Genomic DNA, 15,462 nt, shown 5'->3' on the forward strand with positions numbered 1-15,462 from the left:
GGATGAATACGATGTAATTAACGCAAAATATTCAGCATACGGCGTAAAGGCTCAGCAGCACCCCATAACAATTGGTCACCGACAGTAAAAGCTGAAATAAATTCAGGACCCATATTCAGTTTACGAATACGCCCTACAGGTGTGCTTAATGTGCCGGTTACTGCCGCAGGTGTTAATTCGCGTATCGTCAATTCGCGATCATTGGGAATAACTTTTACCCAGTCGTTATGGCTGGCAAGTAATTGTTCAATTTCAGCAACAGGTAAATCTTTTTTCAGTTTTAGAGTAAATGCTTGGCTATGGCAACGTAATGCGCCAATACGAACGCAAAGACCATCAACAGGGATAATATTTGAACCTGTGTTTAAAATCTTATTGGTTTCTGCTTGTCCTTTCCACTCTTCTCGACTTTGGCCATTTTCTAATTGTTTATCAATCCAAGGGATCAAGCTACCAGCTAGAGGAACACCAAATTGCTCAGTTGGCATCGTACCACTGCGCGTAAAGTTAGTGACTTTACGTTCAATATCTAAGATGGCTGAAGCTGGGTTTTCAAGCTCTTTCACTACTTGATTATGTAGAGAGCCCATTTGTGACAGTAGCTCTCTCATATGACGAGCACCAGCCCCAGAAGCTGCTTGATAGGTGGAGACACTTGCCCACTCCACTAAGTTGTTGGTAAATAAACCACCTAATGACATCAGCATTAAACTAACAGTACAGTTACCACCAACAAAAGCTTTAATGCCTTTGTTTAAGCTGTTTTGAATATGTTGACCGTTGACGGGATCGAGAATAATGACTGCATCATCATTCATACGTAACGCAGATGCGGCATCAATCCAGTAACCTTGCCAACCAGCTTGGCGCAGTTTTGGATAGATTTCATTGGTATAGTCACCACCTTGGCAACTAATAATAATATCGAGTGATGCTAGAGTATCAATATCATAAGCATCTTGCAGAGTGCTACGGTGATTACCATAAGCAGGTGCTGCTTCACCTAATTGAGATGTGGTGAAGAAAACAGGGTTTATCCCATCAAAATCACGTTCTTCAACCATTCTTTGCATTAAAACGGAGCCGACCATACCACGCCAGCCCACAAAACCAACATTTTTCATTGTAATTACCCTGTCTTTGTCTGTAGGAATAGTGAGAGACCTCACACTAACCTGACAAAATATAGAGATAGGTGCAAGTGAATTTATTGATTATTTACCAAAGAATTAGAAGTGTTTCTTATAGTCTTCGTAGAGTTAACAAAAGAAAGCCACAGAACGAACAAATATCAATGAGTTGTTAAAAAAGAAAATAGACTCGCCATAAAAATGTAAGAATATTCTGTTATATCTTATTTTGTTTTTTTGATAAACAAAAATATATTCTTGTTTAAGAAAATAGAGTAAAAATAGAAAAATGTAAAATAGTGTAATATATAAGAAAAACGTATTTACTTAGAGGTCACTCCAAGCTTTATACTAAACGCTATTGTTTAATAGATGATGTATTTTCATAAATAAAAAATAATGATGAAGGTTCTTCATTTTATATGAATTTTATTTCACCGCTTATTAAGTGGTGTTAGGAGGCGAAATGGATATATCAACAGTCATTCCATTATCTACGTACTACTCGTATTTAAAACGGTTTGTGATTTCACCAACCACGATGGGTACTATCGCGCCTTCATCTCGTTGGTTATGTTATGAAATGCTGGATAAACTTAATTGGCAACAGGACATTCAAGTTGCAGAGTTAGGTGCTGGTACAGGGGTTATTACCCAACAAATTTTAAAAAGAATGTCGGTGAATTCCTCATTAGATGTTTTTGAAATAGAACCTAGTTTTGCAACAGAATTAGATAAAATCGATGATAATCGATTAAAGGTTTATACCGCGTCAGCGGAGAAATTAAACAGTCATTATAATATGATTATTTCAGGGTTACCTTTTTTATCTATACCAAAGAAAACAGGTTTAAGAATTTTAAAACGAGTGCATAAAGAGTTATTAAAAACACGAGGTTGTTTTGTGCTATTTCAATATACCACTCGATATGAAAAAACATTATCTCGCTATTTTCATTTAGAAAAAAAATTAGTCATGCTTAATGTTCCCCCTGCTTGGGTTTATTATTGCACGCCTAAAAATAATATAGGGTAAATGCAAGGCTTGCTCGCTTTTTATATTGTAAATAACAAATAAGAATAGATGCTATTTATTTAGATAAAGTTTGAGCAAGCAAGATAATACTCTTTTCAATTTCATTTGGATTATGAGCAGCATACCCTAATAAAACACCTTTCTTTGGATATGTTTGAATACAGTAACGCGCCAAAGGCTGTATGGCTAATCCTATTTTTCGCGCTTTTTTTACAACATATTCTTCTGTATAACCTGATTTTAACCAGCAGACAATATGGATGCCTGAATCTGTGGGCTCAACATGAAAAACATGAGATAAATGTGTTTTTATCGCATTAGTTAACACTTGATAGCGTTCATAGCAGGCTTTTCTTATTCTTCTTACATGGCGGGCGTAATGTCCTTGAGACATAAACAGCGCTAATGTTGCTTGTTCTAGAAAACCTGAATGTGAATCGGTGTAGTATTTAGCGACTTTAAAGGCTTCGATTAAAGCTTGAGGTACGACTAAAAAACCTAAACGAAACCCGGGATACATCATTTTTGAAAATGTTCCAGCATAGATAACTCGCTGATATTTATCTAACCCTTGTAGAGATTGGATGGGTTTAGTGTGATAGCGAAACTCACTGTTATAGTCATCTTCAAAGATCCACACATTATTGGATGATGCCCATTCTAATAATGCAATACGACGTGAAAGTGAGAGTGTATTGCCTAAGGGAAATTGATGAGAAGGAGTTGTAAAAACAAGTTTTGCTTCTGGACACTGCTCTATTCCTTGAGAGATATCCATTCCATCGATATCTGAACTTATTGGATATGGCTTTATACCATAAGAAGTGAAGATACCTCGTGCACTGTCATAACCAGGATCATCTAGCCAAATGGTATCTCCCTCTTGTAATAGTACTCTAGTGGTGAGATTTATAGCCTGCTGCGTACCATTTACAATAATGATTTGCTCAGGCTGACAAGAAAGCCCACGAGTTGATTGAACATATTGGCATATCATCTCTTTTAATGGCGTGTAGCCTGTTGGCGAATTGAATGTTGCGAGTATTTTTTTTGATTGTCGCCAAACCCGTCCTAATAGCCTTCCCCAAAGTTCATGAGGAAAAAGATCTACACAGCCAACGCCGACATGAAATGTAGGACTGCTATTAATATTTGGTTGTGACTGTTGCCAAAAAGCGTGAGCTTTTTGCATATTGGGATTTAGCGTTTCTAATGAATCTTTTATGTGTGATGAAGAAATAGGGTGGATTGTTTTGGTCCACTTATCTGAGATAATGGCATCCGGGATTGTATTTGCAACAAAAGTTCCTGCACCACGGCGAGTAAATAAATAGCCTTCATCAATTAAACGTTCAAAGCCTGCAATAACAGAGTTGCGAGAAATCGACATCATTTCAGCTAATGTGCGACTTGATGGTAGACGGCTACCTGATGTTAAGCGCCCATCTAAAATGGCTTTTCTGATCGCGTGATAAACCTGAGAACCTATAGGCCCTTCTTCTAAAACAAGGTTAGGAAAATAAGCTGTTTTTTTCTGTTTCATAAAGTGGACCCTATAAAAACACAAAAAGTGTACCTTATTGAGAGCCAAAATTAAACGTACCATGACCACGATTAAAGGCAGGTGATACTTTTTTATAGCACTGATGAAAGTAGAAGGAAGTGAAGAGATGAGTACAACACCAATAACTGTTTCAATCCAGTTTGTTGAGCAAGAGCATTATGCTCAATGGTTGCCGCATTGGTTAAGTTATCAAGCATTTTATAAAGTTGAATTATCAGAAGAAATAACATTAAAAACATGGGCGCGTTTTTTTGATGAAAAAGAACCTGTTTATTGTGCCGTAGCAATAGAAGGTGAAAAGGTATTGGGTTTTGTTCATTATCTTTTTCATCGCTCAACATGGGCTGAAAGTAATTTTTGTTATTTAGAAGATTTATTTGTTTCACCAGATACACGTGGCCGCCATGTAGGTAAGCAACTTATTGAGTTTGTTCATCAACAGGCAAAACAGTGTAGTTGTGCTCGTTTATATTGGCATACACAGGAAACTAATTTACGTGGTCAGCGCTTATATAACTGGGTAGCAGAAAAACCCGGTGTTATTGAATACCGTATGGCGCTGTAAAAGCACGTTAGGCAGGACAGATAGGGTAGAAAAGGGATGGTAATATTTACCATCCCTTTTGGAGTTAGGGTTATTTATTAGATTTAATTTGGGTTAATTAAACGTTGGTTGGCAATAAAACTCATTGCCAACTTTTTTTGCTTCTTCACAAGCTTGTTTCATTAATTCATCAGCTTTTTGTTTGTTTGGCTCGATAATATGATATTGGCCAGAGAACATAAAAGAAGCCATTGCTTGAGCAAATCCTTCAAAAGTCATTTCGTTAGCTTTCGCAAACCACAGATTGGCTTTCTCCGTATCTACGGGCACATTGCCAACACCACTATAGATAAGTCCTAACCAAATTGGAGCGTAAACAAGTTCTGGTTGATGAATCGCTGCGACTTCTTCTAATAATACAATCGCTTTTTTGTGATCTGTTTCTCCAGATAATGGCGCAATAAGAGCTGTTGCTAAACTTATTTTACCTCTTATGCTTCCTTTATTTACTGCGAGAGTGGCTAATTTTTTTGCTTCGATATAATTATTTTTAAAATAAGGATCGGCATTAAATAAGTAGATATCAGCAAGTAATGCGTAGGCATCAGCATAATCATTTTTTATTGCTTCATTTGCCCACAGTTGTGCATTAAGAAGGTTTTTTTCTACGCCTGTTCCCATCGAATACATTTCAGCTAACTGATATTGAGCTTGTGCATTATGGTTTAGTGCTTCTTTGCGAGTATCTTCAAATTTTCTTTTATCTTGTTCTTCAAAATTAGCGTGTAAAGAAAACGAGTAAAAAAGGGTAAGTAGGCTGATAAGAGTCGAAATATATTTAATAAATGTCATGTAGAGTACCGTTTGTAATGATTTTGAAAATCTTACCAATAATAATGGTATAAAAGCAGTTAATTTCTTCGACTTAATCATATGAATAATATTGGGAGAGCCAAAATGGCTATTGATCTTAGCAATCTGGTCACTGAAAGTAGGAATCATGACAGTGAGAATATCGATACGCTTTCAACATTGGATATGCTAAGTGTCATTAATAATGAAGATAAAAAAGTGCCACTTGCAATAGAAAAAGTGCTACCTGAAATTGCACAACTCGTTGATAAAGTTGCTGTTGCCTTTACACAGGGCGGTCGCCTTATTTATTGTGGTGCGGGTACTTCAGGGCGATTAGGGATTTTAGATGCCAGTGAATGCCCGCCAACCTACGGTACTCCTCATGAAATGGTGATTGGTTTAATTGCGGGTGGGCATAAAGCGATTTTACAAGCAGTAGAGAATGCAGAAGATAATGCACAATTGGGTGAAGAAGATTTACGCCAACTTAATTTTAATGAGCAAGATATTTTAGTGGGTATTGCGGCAAGTGGTAGAACGCCTTATGTGATGGGCGCTTTACAGTATGCAAAATCACTGGGTGCTATTACAGGGGCAATTAGCTGTAATCCTGAAAGTCCGATTACCAAACTTGCTGATATTGCTATTACACCGGTTGTGGGTGCAGAAGTGATAACTGGATCATCGCGTATGAAAGCGGGTACAGCACAAAAACTTATCTTAAATATGATAACCACAGGTGCGATGATAAAGATTGGCAAGGTATTTGGTAATTTAATGGTGGATGTTGAAGCGACCAATGCCAAATTGGTTGAACGCCAAATTCGTATTGTGATGCAAGCAACCGAGTGTGAAAGAGCGATTGCTGAAGAAGCGTTATCACAATGTCAGCGTCACTGTAAAACAGCAATTTTAATGATCCTCGCAAACATAGATGCAAAGCAGGCGACACAGATGCTTAATCAAAATAAAGGATTTATTAGAAAGGCGTTGGGTGAGTGATTTTCATTTATTAAAGAGAATGTTAAATTTTATTCTTGATAAAAGCCAGCAAATACAAGGTATCTACTGGCTTAATGATGGGCTGTAAACAGCTAAGAAATCTTACTCAATATTTTGGATCTGCTCGCGCATTTGTTCAATTAAAACTTTTAATTCAATGGCTGAATTGGTGACTTCTGTATTAATTGATTTTGATGCTAATGTGTTGGATTCACGATTAAATTCTTGCATCATAAAATCAAGGCGACGGCCTACCGCTTCTTTTTTCACAAGAATTTTGCGTGTTTCTTTAACATGGGCTTCTAATCTATCAAGCTCTTCCGCCACATCTAAACGTTGCGCTAACATCACTAATTCTTGCTCTAAACGATTATTATCAATTTGAACTTGAGCTTCTTCTAATTTGCTGGTTAAGCGCTCACGTTGCCAGAGTAAGATTTCTGGCATTTGAGCTTTCACTTTCACCACTTCTGCACTGACGGCATCTAAACGTTGCTCGATAAGTTCTTTAAGTGCTTGTCCTTCGGCTTCACGACTTGCAATAAAGGCATCAATTGCCAAATCTAATTCCGCTAAAAGCTCTGTACCAATAGCATCTAAATCTTGCTCTTGGGCTGAGATAACGCCAGGCCAACGTAGAATATCAAAAGGACTGATAGTGCCTTCATGGCTGTGGCTTTTTACCCAATTGGCGGAAACAATTAGTTGTTTGGCGAGATTTTCATCAAGGTTAAGTTCACCTTGAAAGCGAGCGTTAAGATCAAATCGTAAATTACATTCAATTTTACCGCGAGTTAAGCGATTACGTAGACGTTCACGAATAACGGGTTCTAAACTACGTAATTGCTCAGGTAAACGAATATAAGTTTCGAGGTAACGTTGGTTTACGGAACGCAGTTCCCATGCGGCGCTACCCCAGTCTTTTTTGATGTCTCGGCGTGCGAAAGCAGTCATGCTACGGATCATAATTGGGTCTCAATAATGTAAAAGATGATACGATTATAACCCTAGGCATCAACACAAGGATAGGCATAAGCCATTTTAGGTCGTATAATGCGCCCCCAATATGTCAGAGAAAGCGGAGATAACACATGCGTCCAGCAGACAGACAAGCAGACCAAGTACGTCCTATTACCATTACTCGCCATTATACAAAACATGCTGAAGGTTCTGTATTAGTCGAGTTTGGTGATACTAAAGTCTTGTGTAACGCCACTGTAGAAGACGGTGTACCTCGTTTTCTTAAAGGACAAGGGCAAGGATGGGTGACCGCAGAATACGGCATGCTTCCTCGCGCAACCAATAGCCGTAATGCACGTGAAGCGGCTCGTGGTAAACAAACCGGCCGTACTATGGAAATTCAGCGTTTAATTGCTCGTTCATTACGTGCAGCGGTTGATTTAAAAGCATTGGGTGAATATACCATTACTGTTGATTGTGATGTTATTCAAGCTGATGGTGGTACACGTACTGCGTCTATCTCTGGTGCTTGCGTAGCATTAGTTGATGCATTAAATAAAATGGTTGAAGAAGGTAAGCTGAAAAAAAGCCCTCTAAAATCAATGGTAGCCGCAGTCTCTGTGGGAATTGTTGATGGTGAACCATTATGTGATCTTGAATATGTTGAAGATTCTGCAGCAGAAACAGATATGAATGTGGTGATGATCGATGATGGCCGTATGATTGAAGTTCAAGGCACGGCAGAAGGCGCACCCTTTAGTCATGAAGAATTACTTGCTTTACTCGCCCTTGCAAAGGGGGGGCTAGAGAAGATATTTGAAGCGCAAAAAGAGGCGCTTAAGCAATAAACTTTATTTTTAAAGGCGACTGAGAAGTCGCCTTTTTTATGTCTAAAATTTGTCATCAAGTAACGTAGAGAGGAGAAAAAAATGAAAGCCTACCAACGCCGCTTTATCGAACTAGCATTAGCAAAAAATGTCCTGAAATTTGGTGAGTTTACACTGAAATCAGGACGGGTGAGTCCTTACTTTTTTAATGCCGGTTTATTTAATACGGGGCGTGATTTGGCTTTACTGGGGCAGTTCTATGCGCAAACATTATTAGATAATAATGTGCCTTGTGACGTATTGTTTGGGCCTGCTTATAAGGGTATCCCCATTGCAACTACAACGGCAGTCGCATTAGTTGAACATCATGATATTGATATTCCTTATTGCTTTAATCGTAAGGAAGCGAAAGATCATGGTGAAGGGGGAACATTAGTAGGAAGTCCTTTAAAAGGTAATGTTGTGATTGTTGATGATGTTATCACAGCAGGTACTGCTATTCGTGAATCAATGGAAATTATTAAACAGCATGATGCAACGCTTTCTGCTGTGCTATTAAGCTTAGATAGACAAGAAAAAGGGCGAGAAGAATTTTCTGCAATACAAGAGTTAACACGTGATTATCAATGCCGAGTGTATTCGATTATTACTCTGGATGATTTAATTAACTATCTAAGTGATAGTGAAACGCTATCTGAGCATTTACCCGCAGTTAAAGCTTATCGTGAGCGCTATGGCGTTAATTAATAAAGTTAAAATACGATAAATAAATGGTTGATTATAGATAAAAAAAAGCCCTCGCCCAATAATGGGCGGGGTGAGTAGTACAATGAATCTTCTGTGATAACTACCACAGATATTGAAATATAAAAAGGACTTTTACAGCAGGGGCAAAGCGATCCGCTAATGCCACAATGTAGGAACTGCGCAAATGCCATTCCTGATAAATACATTGAGGTACTTATGTACCAGAGGACGCATGTTAACACAAATAAGAAAAAAACGGCATATATGTCAATTTCAAATTCTTGAGTTAAATCACGAGTCCATCATTTCATTGTAATTGTGCCAATATTAATGGCCAGCGAGCTTCAAATTCTTGGGTCGGTTGATAACGAAATTCAGTACGTACAAAACGCGCTAACATACCTTCACAAAAAGCGAGTAGTTGTGAGGCAAGTAAGGCTTCATCATGTAAAAAAGCACTACCTTCACGAATTTTACGCTCTTTGATAACTTGTCGAAGCTGAACTTCAATACGCTCATAAAGTTGATTTATGCGGCCTTGTAATCTGTCTTGCTCAAACATCAAAGCATGGCCCGTTAAAATACGAGACAGTCCTGGGTTTTTTTCAGCAAAACCGAGGATCAAGATAAGAATTAAGCGAATTCTGGCTATCGTTTCTTTTTCGTCTTTTAAGATCAAATTAATACGAGAAACTAAGCTGTCTTCGATAAATTCAATTAAGCTATCAAACATTTTTGTCTTACTTGGGAAATGTCGATAGAGTGCTGCTTCAGATACACCAACAGTGGCAGCTAGTTTTGCCGTTGTAATGCGCTGGCTACCATCACTTGACTCCAACATTTGAGCAAGTGATTGTAAGATTTCATCCCGTCTATTTCTTTTCTTTTTAGTTTCTTTTTCTTCTGCCATGACTGATAAGGCCCCTGCTAAAAGCAAAACAAATCAGTAAACCTTTGCACTTAAATTTTTAGTGCAAAGGGAGTGATATCGTCATTGAAATAATTAATGCAAGACGTCGTTATTATTGGCGGCCGGAATGACCAAAACCGCCACTACCACGTTCCGTTGCGGTAAAATCTTCAACAATATTAAATTCAGCTTGAACGACCGGTACGATAACCATCTGAGCAATACGTTCGCCGGGTTCGATGGTGAATGCTTTTTGCCCACGATTCCAAACTGACACCATTAATTGGCCTTGGTAGTCAGAATCAATCAGTCCAACTAAGTTACCTAATACAACACCGTGTTTATGGCCCAAGCCTGAACGAGGAAGCACCATTGCTGCTAAACCTGCATCGGCAATATGTACAGCGAGACCTGTCGGTAATAATTCAGTTTGCCCTGGTTCAAGTATCAATGGTGCATCAAGGCAAGCACGTAAATCTAAACCAGCAGAGCCTGTTGTGGCATAAGCAGGAAGTGGATATTCTTGGCCAATACGAGCATCAAGAATTTTAACATCAATTTTTTTCATCATAGTGTTTGGCTATCTCGTCGAGTAAGCGATGGCTAAGTTGTGCTTTACTACTGTGTGGTAAACGCGTTTCTCCATTAGCCCAAATAAGGTGTAATGCATTATTGTCACTGTTAAAGCCTTGATTTTCTAATGAAACATCATTAGCACAGATTAAATCAAGCTGCTTCTGTTCTCGTTTTTTGCGGGCATATTCTTCCACATTCTGGGTTTCGGCTGCAAATCCAACAACAAAAGGACGGTGCTCAATCATTTTTCCGACACTGGCAACAATATCGGGGTTTTTTACCATAGTGATGGTGACTTCATCACCTTGTTTTTTAATTTTTTCAGTCGCAATAAGTTTAGCGCGATAATCTGCAACGGCTGCACAACCAATAAAAATATCTTGTGAAGGCGCTAGCATCATCACTTGTTCATACATTTCTTGTGCGCTTTCAACATCGATACGTTTAACACAAGCGGGTGTCGGTAATGTGACAGGGCCTGCGATAAGAGTAACTTCAGCGCCCCTTAATGCAGCCGCTTGTGCAATTGCAAAGCCCATTTTTCCAGAGCTATGATTGCTGATAAAACGTACCGGATCTAGCGCTTCACGAGTAGGCCCTGCGGTGATGGTGATTTTTTTACCCACAAAATCTTGTGATTGTATAGCAAGTTGTTTTTCAGCTAATGCGACGAGCTCTAAAGGATCTAGCATTCGCCCAGGACCCACATCACCACACGCTTGGCTACCTGAATCAGGCCCCCAAATTAAACAACCCCGTTGTTCTAAACCGGATAAATTCTCTTGTGTAATAGCGGCTCGATACATCTGCTGATTCATTGCTGGGGCAATGGCAATAGGCGCACTACTGGCTAAACAGAGTGTGGTGAGTAAATCATTAGCCATGCCTGCACGTAAACGGGCGATAAGATCAGCTGTTGCAGGTGCAAGTAAAATTAAATCAGCCCATTTACCTAATTCAATATGCCCCATTGCTGCTTCTGCAGCGGGATCAAGTAGGTCATCAGCTACAGGAAAGCCAGAAACCGCTTGTAATGATAATGGTGTGACAAAAGCATGTGCCGCGGGTGTCATTACAACACGGACAATAGCACCTTTATCACGTAAACGGCGAACAAGTTCAGGTGCTTTATAGGCCGCAATACCACCACTAATACCAAGAATAATCTTTTTGTTGTGAAGTGTAGTCATGATGAAATGCCTAAGTACATAAATAATTGTCCGCAATTTTACCACAAGGTATCCGTGAATTCGGAATTCTATGTAACTTCATGTTTTATTGATTAAATTTTTGCGGGTCATCTCGCATAATTTTGATATGTGTCTTTTTCATACAATATAAGCAGTTTATAGTAAATTGACTGTATAAAACAACAGTTGTTTTATGATTGGCATTTTATGATGCGTGCTTAAAAAGCAAAATAGCAGAATTAAAGTGAAGAAATAAAATAAGTTATTTATATTCCAATTTGGAGTCCATGGATGGAAAATCAATCAGTTAATGCACTTTTACCTAGAGAAAAGCTACTGCTTTATGGCGTGGAGTCGCTTACCGATATTGAGTTACTTGCTCTTTTTTTACGTACAGGAACTTATGAAAAATCAGTATTAGAGCTCGCTGCTTTTTTACTTAAAGAATGTGGTTCTTTATATCATGTCATTAGCGCAGATTATGAAACACTTGGCCGTTTTAAAGGTGTTGGAGTGGGTAAGTTTACCCAATTACAGGCAATTAATGAGATGGCACAACGCTTTTCGACTACACAATTTATGTATAAAAATGTGTTATCTTCTTCAGAGGAAACGAAATATTACTTAAAAAAATTACTTAATTGGCAAGAAAGAGAAGTGTTTGTGGTACTTTTTCTTGATAATCAAAATCAATTAATTACCTATGAAGAGATGTTTAAAGGAACTATTAATCGAGTAGAAGTTCATCCTAGAGAAATTGTACGTCAATCAATAAAAAAGAATGCAACATCGATTATTCTTGCCCATAATCATCCTTCAGGTATTTGTGAACCTAGCCTTGCAGATAAACAGATCACTAAGAAAATTTTTGCAGCATGCCAATTAGTGGGTGTAAATGTACTCGATCACCTTGTAATAGGGCATGATAACTGTGTTTCTTTTGCTGAACGTGGCTGGTTATAGCAAATATTTTTGTAATTATTGTCAATCTTTATTTGTACGGGTCTTGAGCGTTGAGGCCATTGGGCGTATACTACGCCACCTTTGAGGATCTTGGGTTTGGCGAGAAGAGCCTATCTCAGCAAGTTTTTTCTGAGGTGTTTACACAGTTTTTCAATCGTTAAAAGTTGCTGAGATGGGCTCCAAAGCCTGACGAGGCGGTCAAACCTGATACTAAAGCTCGAGCTGATTAGATTTTTGGAGAATAGACATGTCCCGAGTCTGCCAAGTTACCGGCAAGCGTCCTGTGAGTGGAAACAACCGCTCTCACGCATTAAACGCGACTAAACGCCGTTTTCTGCCAAACCTGCACTCTCACCGTTTCTGGGTTGAGTCTGAGAAACGTTTCGTAACTCTGCGTGTATCTGCTAAAGGTATGCGTGTGATTGATAAGAAAGGCATCGAATCTGTATTAGCAGATTTACGTGCCCGTGGTGAGAAGTTCTAGGAGCTGAAAAATGGCTAAAGGTATTCGCGAGAAAATTAAACTCGTTTCTTCTGCTGGTACAGGTCACTTCTATACCACTACGAAGAACAAACGCACTATGCCAGAAAAACTGGAAATGAAAAAATTCGATCCAGTTGTTCGTCAACATGTGCTTTATAAAGAAGCTAAAATTAAATAATTTTAGTTTTCTTAAAAAACCCGACCTTTGTGTCGGGTTTTTTGTTATCTAAAGCCTGCTAAGTATAACAAAGTAAAGCTATTGTGATCTTCCTTTGCTCTTTAGTTATACTATGGCTCTTTTTGAATCATCAGGTGAATGGATTGCGGATGAGCAAGTCAGTATTATCAATATTACATACAGAATCATCTTGTGGGTGGGGTGGTCAGGAAATTCGTATACTGACGGAATCTCAAGGTATGATCCGCAGAGGGCACCAAGTTGCGCTAGTGTGTTGCCCGACTTCTAAAATTGCTAAAGCTGCGCCTGATTATGGTATTGAAGTTTTTACATTACCGATTGAAAAAAAACGTGTCTCTGCATTAAAAGCACTTCGTCAGTGGCTGAAATTACATCATCACCAATTTGATGTGATTAATACTCATAGTTCTACCGATGCATGGTTAGTTGCAGCCTCTTGTGCCACATTAAGCCATACACCACCGATTGTGCGTACTCGTCATGTTTCTACCGATGTTTCACGCTCACTACCTACTCGCTGGCTCTATCTTTCATCTAGCACGCATATCGTGACAACAGGCGAAAAGCTACGTCAGACATTACATCAGCACAATAAATTCCCATTAGAAAAAATGACATCAGTACCTACCGGTATTGATTTACAACGTTTTTTTCCACAGGATAAACAGCATGCTAGAGCGAAAATAGGTATCCCTAATAAACCAACATTAGGAATAGTGGCAACAATGCGTGTGTGGAAAGGGCATAAATATTTAGTCGAAGCATGGAAATCATTACATCAGCAGTTTCCCGATTGGCAATTAATTTTTGTCGGTGATGGACCTCAGCGTAAAAATTTAGAGCCAATGGTCAAAAATGCGGGATTAGCGCAAAGTATTTTCTTTTTAGGTAATCGTAATGATGTGCCTGATTGTTTAAATGCAATGGATCTCTTTGCATTACCTTCTTTTGGTAATGAAGGTGTGCCTCAAGGCATTATGCAAGCAATGGCCTGTGGTTTACCTATTGTTTCTACAACGGTGGGAGCGATTAGCGAGGCTGTTATTGATGGTAAAACGGGTTTTACATTGGTGCCCCAAGAACAAGAGGCACTGACAAGCCATTTAGCTAAATTAATGGGCTTAGAACAATTACGTGAACAGATGGGAAAAGCTGCACTTGAACATGCTGTTTCACGATTTGGCTTGGATAATATGCTAGATAAGATGGAAAGGATCTTTATTCAGGCAATTAACGATAAAAATAAATCAGTATGATTAATGTTGATAATAAAGTCGTGAAACGATTATCTCTACTCGTCATATTTTAAGTTGTCGTATGGCTGATTGTACTTATTCGTACTAAATACACCTTGAATGACTTAGAGTCTCTATTATCAACTTAGTGTATTCATCTTATTGATGAATATTTGTAATACTTTTTAGTGTATAGTCTGAGAAGTAAATGTATCATTTAAGCCAAATAAAAAGCATATGGATCCAAATAATATATTGGTTATAGCGATAGCCCGTTTCGGTGATACATTACTTATCACACCGGTTATCCATGCATTAAAACAGCGTTGGCCTAATGCTCATATTCATGTGCTTGCACATAAACGTAGCGCATGCATTCTTGAGCATAATCCTGATATTGATTGTATTAGGCATTTTTCTAAAAAAAGAGCGGTTTGGACTGGCTGGCTACCTCATAAGCCTTATGATTTAGCACTAGTATATGGCAATGATAGTGAGTTGGTGAGCTATGCCCGTCGTCAATCTCACCATACTGTGACTTTTTCTGATCAGTCGCAACAGCAAACTGATGTGACTTGGGTTGAACGTCCCAAATCGCCGATGGTTGCACAAAAAGAACGTGCCTTATTAATTAATGCGTTAGGGATTTATCCGAGTTGTTGGCAGCTACGTTACTTTATCAGTGATGAAGAAAAGAGCTTTGCACAACAATTTTTAAAAGATAATTCATTAATTAATAAGAATATTATTGGTTTTCAATTACAGAGTTTTCCGGCTAAAGCCTATAGAGATTGGCCGGTGGAAAATTTTCTACAATTAGCAAAGCAGATAATTACCCATGACGCGAGTACGTATTTCTTGCTATTAGGTAGTAAGGAAAGTGAACAACTCTCCATTGATTTAGCTAAAAGAATAGGTGAAGAGCGTTGTTTAGCCTTAGCCGGTCGAGTTTCAATGCGACAAAATGCGGCAATTATGGCAAATTTATCGCTTTATGTAGGGGTAGATACAGGGCCTACACATTTAGCAGGGGCTTTAGATATCCCAATGGTGGCGTTATACCATAGCTATCACCCAGGGTGCTATTTAGCGCCATTACAACATTCTTGTTGTCAGGTTATCCAACACCCAACCTCGTTGGAAAATGCTCGTCGCGAAGACAATATGGCTGAAATATCAGTTGAAGAAGTGTGGAATGCAGTGCGTAATATCATTGATGGAATGAAGGTGAAAAAGTAAT

The 15,462-nt window shown here is 38.6% G+C and carries 17 protein-coding genes; 10 read left to right on the forward strand and 7 right to left on the reverse strand.

What is annotated here, in order from left to right:
- Positions 1-17 precede the first annotated feature (17 nt).
- Positions 18-1,124: an aspartate-semialdehyde dehydrogenase gene (gene asd / locus ABN256_RS13735; protein WP_349439580.1), complete on the reverse strand. Its 1,107-nt coding sequence runs from the start codon at positions 1,122-1,124 to the stop codon at positions 18-20.
- A gap of 472 nt (positions 1,125-1,596) precedes the next feature.
- Between asd and ABN256_RS13740 the strand changes: the two genes are divergently transcribed.
- Complete coding sequence (locus tag ABN256_RS13740) at positions 1,597-2,166, forward strand: class I SAM-dependent methyltransferase (RefSeq protein WP_072070476.1); 570 nt, start codon at positions 1,597-1,599, stop codon at positions 2,164-2,166.
- 55 nt (positions 2,167-2,221) lie between these two features.
- On the opposite strand, the gene pdxR is transcribed toward ABN256_RS13740, so the two are convergent.
- Positions 2,222-3,709, reverse strand: coding sequence for a MocR-like pyridoxine biosynthesis transcription factor PdxR (gene pdxR / locus ABN256_RS13745; protein ID WP_349439581.1), 1,488 nt, complete (start codon positions 3,707-3,709; stop codon positions 2,222-2,224).
- 127 nt (positions 3,710-3,836) lie between these two features.
- Here pdxR and ABN256_RS13750 point away from each other — a divergent pair, with 127 nt between their 5' ends.
- A complete protein-coding gene (locus ABN256_RS13750; RefSeq protein ID WP_072070475.1) occupies positions 3,837-4,295 on the forward strand; it encodes a GNAT family N-acetyltransferase in 459 nt (152 codons plus the stop codon).
- Between the two features lie 93 nt (positions 4,296-4,388).
- Here ABN256_RS13750 and ABN256_RS13755 read toward each other — a convergent pair whose 3' ends face one another.
- Positions 4,389-5,126, reverse strand: coding sequence for a tetratricopeptide repeat protein (locus tag ABN256_RS13755; protein WP_115351318.1), 738 nt, complete (start codon positions 5,124-5,126; stop codon positions 4,389-4,391).
- Between the two features lie 105 nt (positions 5,127-5,231).
- Between ABN256_RS13755 and murQ the strand changes: the two genes are divergently transcribed.
- Positions 5,232-6,131 (forward strand): N-acetylmuramic acid 6-phosphate etherase, encoded by a 900-nt coding sequence (gene murQ, locus ABN256_RS13760; protein ID WP_196554646.1) that lies wholly within the window; start codon positions 5,232-5,234, stop codon positions 6,129-6,131.
- Between the two features lie 102 nt (positions 6,132-6,233).
- On the opposite strand, the gene ABN256_RS13765 is transcribed toward murQ, so the two are convergent.
- Positions 6,234-7,097 (reverse strand): YicC/YloC family endoribonuclease, encoded by an 864-nt coding sequence (locus tag ABN256_RS13765; protein ID WP_115351316.1) that lies wholly within the window; start codon positions 7,095-7,097, stop codon positions 6,234-6,236.
- A gap of 125 nt (positions 7,098-7,222) precedes the next feature.
- Between ABN256_RS13765 and rph the strand changes: the two genes are divergently transcribed.
- Both rph and pyrE read left to right on the forward strand, forming a co-directional pair.
- Complete coding sequence (rph, locus tag ABN256_RS13770) at positions 7,223-7,939, forward strand: ribonuclease PH (protein WP_072070469.1); 717 nt, start codon at positions 7,223-7,225, stop codon at positions 7,937-7,939.
- An 81-nt stretch (positions 7,940-8,020) separates the two neighbouring features.
- Positions 8,021-8,665: an orotate phosphoribosyltransferase gene (gene pyrE / locus ABN256_RS13775; RefSeq protein WP_349439582.1), complete on the forward strand. Its 645-nt coding sequence runs from the start codon at positions 8,021-8,023 to the stop codon at positions 8,663-8,665.
- 307 nt (positions 8,666-8,972) lie between these two features.
- On the opposite strand, the gene slmA is transcribed toward pyrE, so the two are convergent.
- The 3 genes from slmA to coaBC all read right to left on the reverse strand — a co-directional run bounded on the left by slmA (position 8,973) and on the right by coaBC (position 11,341).
- Positions 8,973-9,575: a nucleoid occlusion factor SlmA gene (gene slmA / locus ABN256_RS13780; protein WP_072070467.1), complete on the reverse strand. Its 603-nt coding sequence runs from the start codon at positions 9,573-9,575 to the stop codon at positions 8,973-8,975.
- A gap of 112 nt (positions 9,576-9,687) precedes the next feature.
- A complete protein-coding gene (dut, locus tag ABN256_RS13785) occupies positions 9,688-10,146 on the reverse strand; it encodes a dUTP diphosphatase (protein WP_349439583.1) in 459 nt (152 codons plus the stop codon).
- Entirely contained in the window at positions 10,130-11,341 is a 1,212-nt protein-coding gene (gene coaBC / locus ABN256_RS13790) for a bifunctional phosphopantothenoylcysteine decarboxylase/phosphopantothenate--cysteine ligase CoaBC (protein WP_164525807.1), read from the reverse strand. The genes dut and coaBC overlap by 17 nt, the downstream gene beginning before the upstream one ends.
- Before the next feature lie 291 nt (positions 11,342-11,632).
- Here coaBC and radC point away from each other — a divergent pair, with 291 nt between their 5' ends.
- The 5 genes from radC (at position 11,633) to ABN256_RS13815 (ending at position 15,461) form a co-directional block, all read left to right on the forward strand.
- Positions 11,633-12,304: a RadC family protein gene (gene radC / locus ABN256_RS13795; RefSeq protein ID WP_196554644.1), complete on the forward strand. Its 672-nt coding sequence runs from the start codon at positions 11,633-11,635 to the stop codon at positions 12,302-12,304.
- Positions 12,305-12,551: 247 nt separating this feature from the next.
- The gene (rpmB, locus tag ABN256_RS13800; protein ID WP_036914542.1) at positions 12,552-12,788 is read left to right on the forward strand and encodes a 50S ribosomal protein L28; all 237 of its coding nucleotides are present in this window, start codon (positions 12,552-12,554) and stop codon (positions 12,786-12,788) included.
- A 10-nt stretch (positions 12,789-12,798) separates the two neighbouring features.
- A complete protein-coding gene (gene rpmG, locus ABN256_RS13805; protein ID WP_006534250.1) occupies positions 12,799-12,966 on the forward strand; it encodes a 50S ribosomal protein L33 in 168 nt (55 codons plus the stop codon).
- A 149-nt stretch (positions 12,967-13,115) separates the two neighbouring features.
- Complete coding sequence (locus tag ABN256_RS13810) at positions 13,116-14,243, forward strand: glycosyltransferase family 4 protein (RefSeq protein WP_349439585.1); 1,128 nt, start codon at positions 13,116-13,118, stop codon at positions 14,241-14,243.
- Positions 14,244-14,459: 216 nt separating this feature from the next.
- Entirely contained in the window at positions 14,460-15,461 is a 1,002-nt protein-coding gene (locus tag ABN256_RS13815) for a glycosyltransferase family 9 protein (RefSeq protein ID WP_197269709.1), read from the forward strand.
- Position 15,462 lies beyond the last annotated feature (1 nt).

Origin of the sequence: Proteus sp. fly-1008 (assembly GCF_040140305.1) — a bacterium.
GTDB classification, from domain to species: Bacteria; Pseudomonadota; Gammaproteobacteria; order Enterobacterales; family Enterobacteriaceae; genus Proteus; species Proteus vulgaris_B.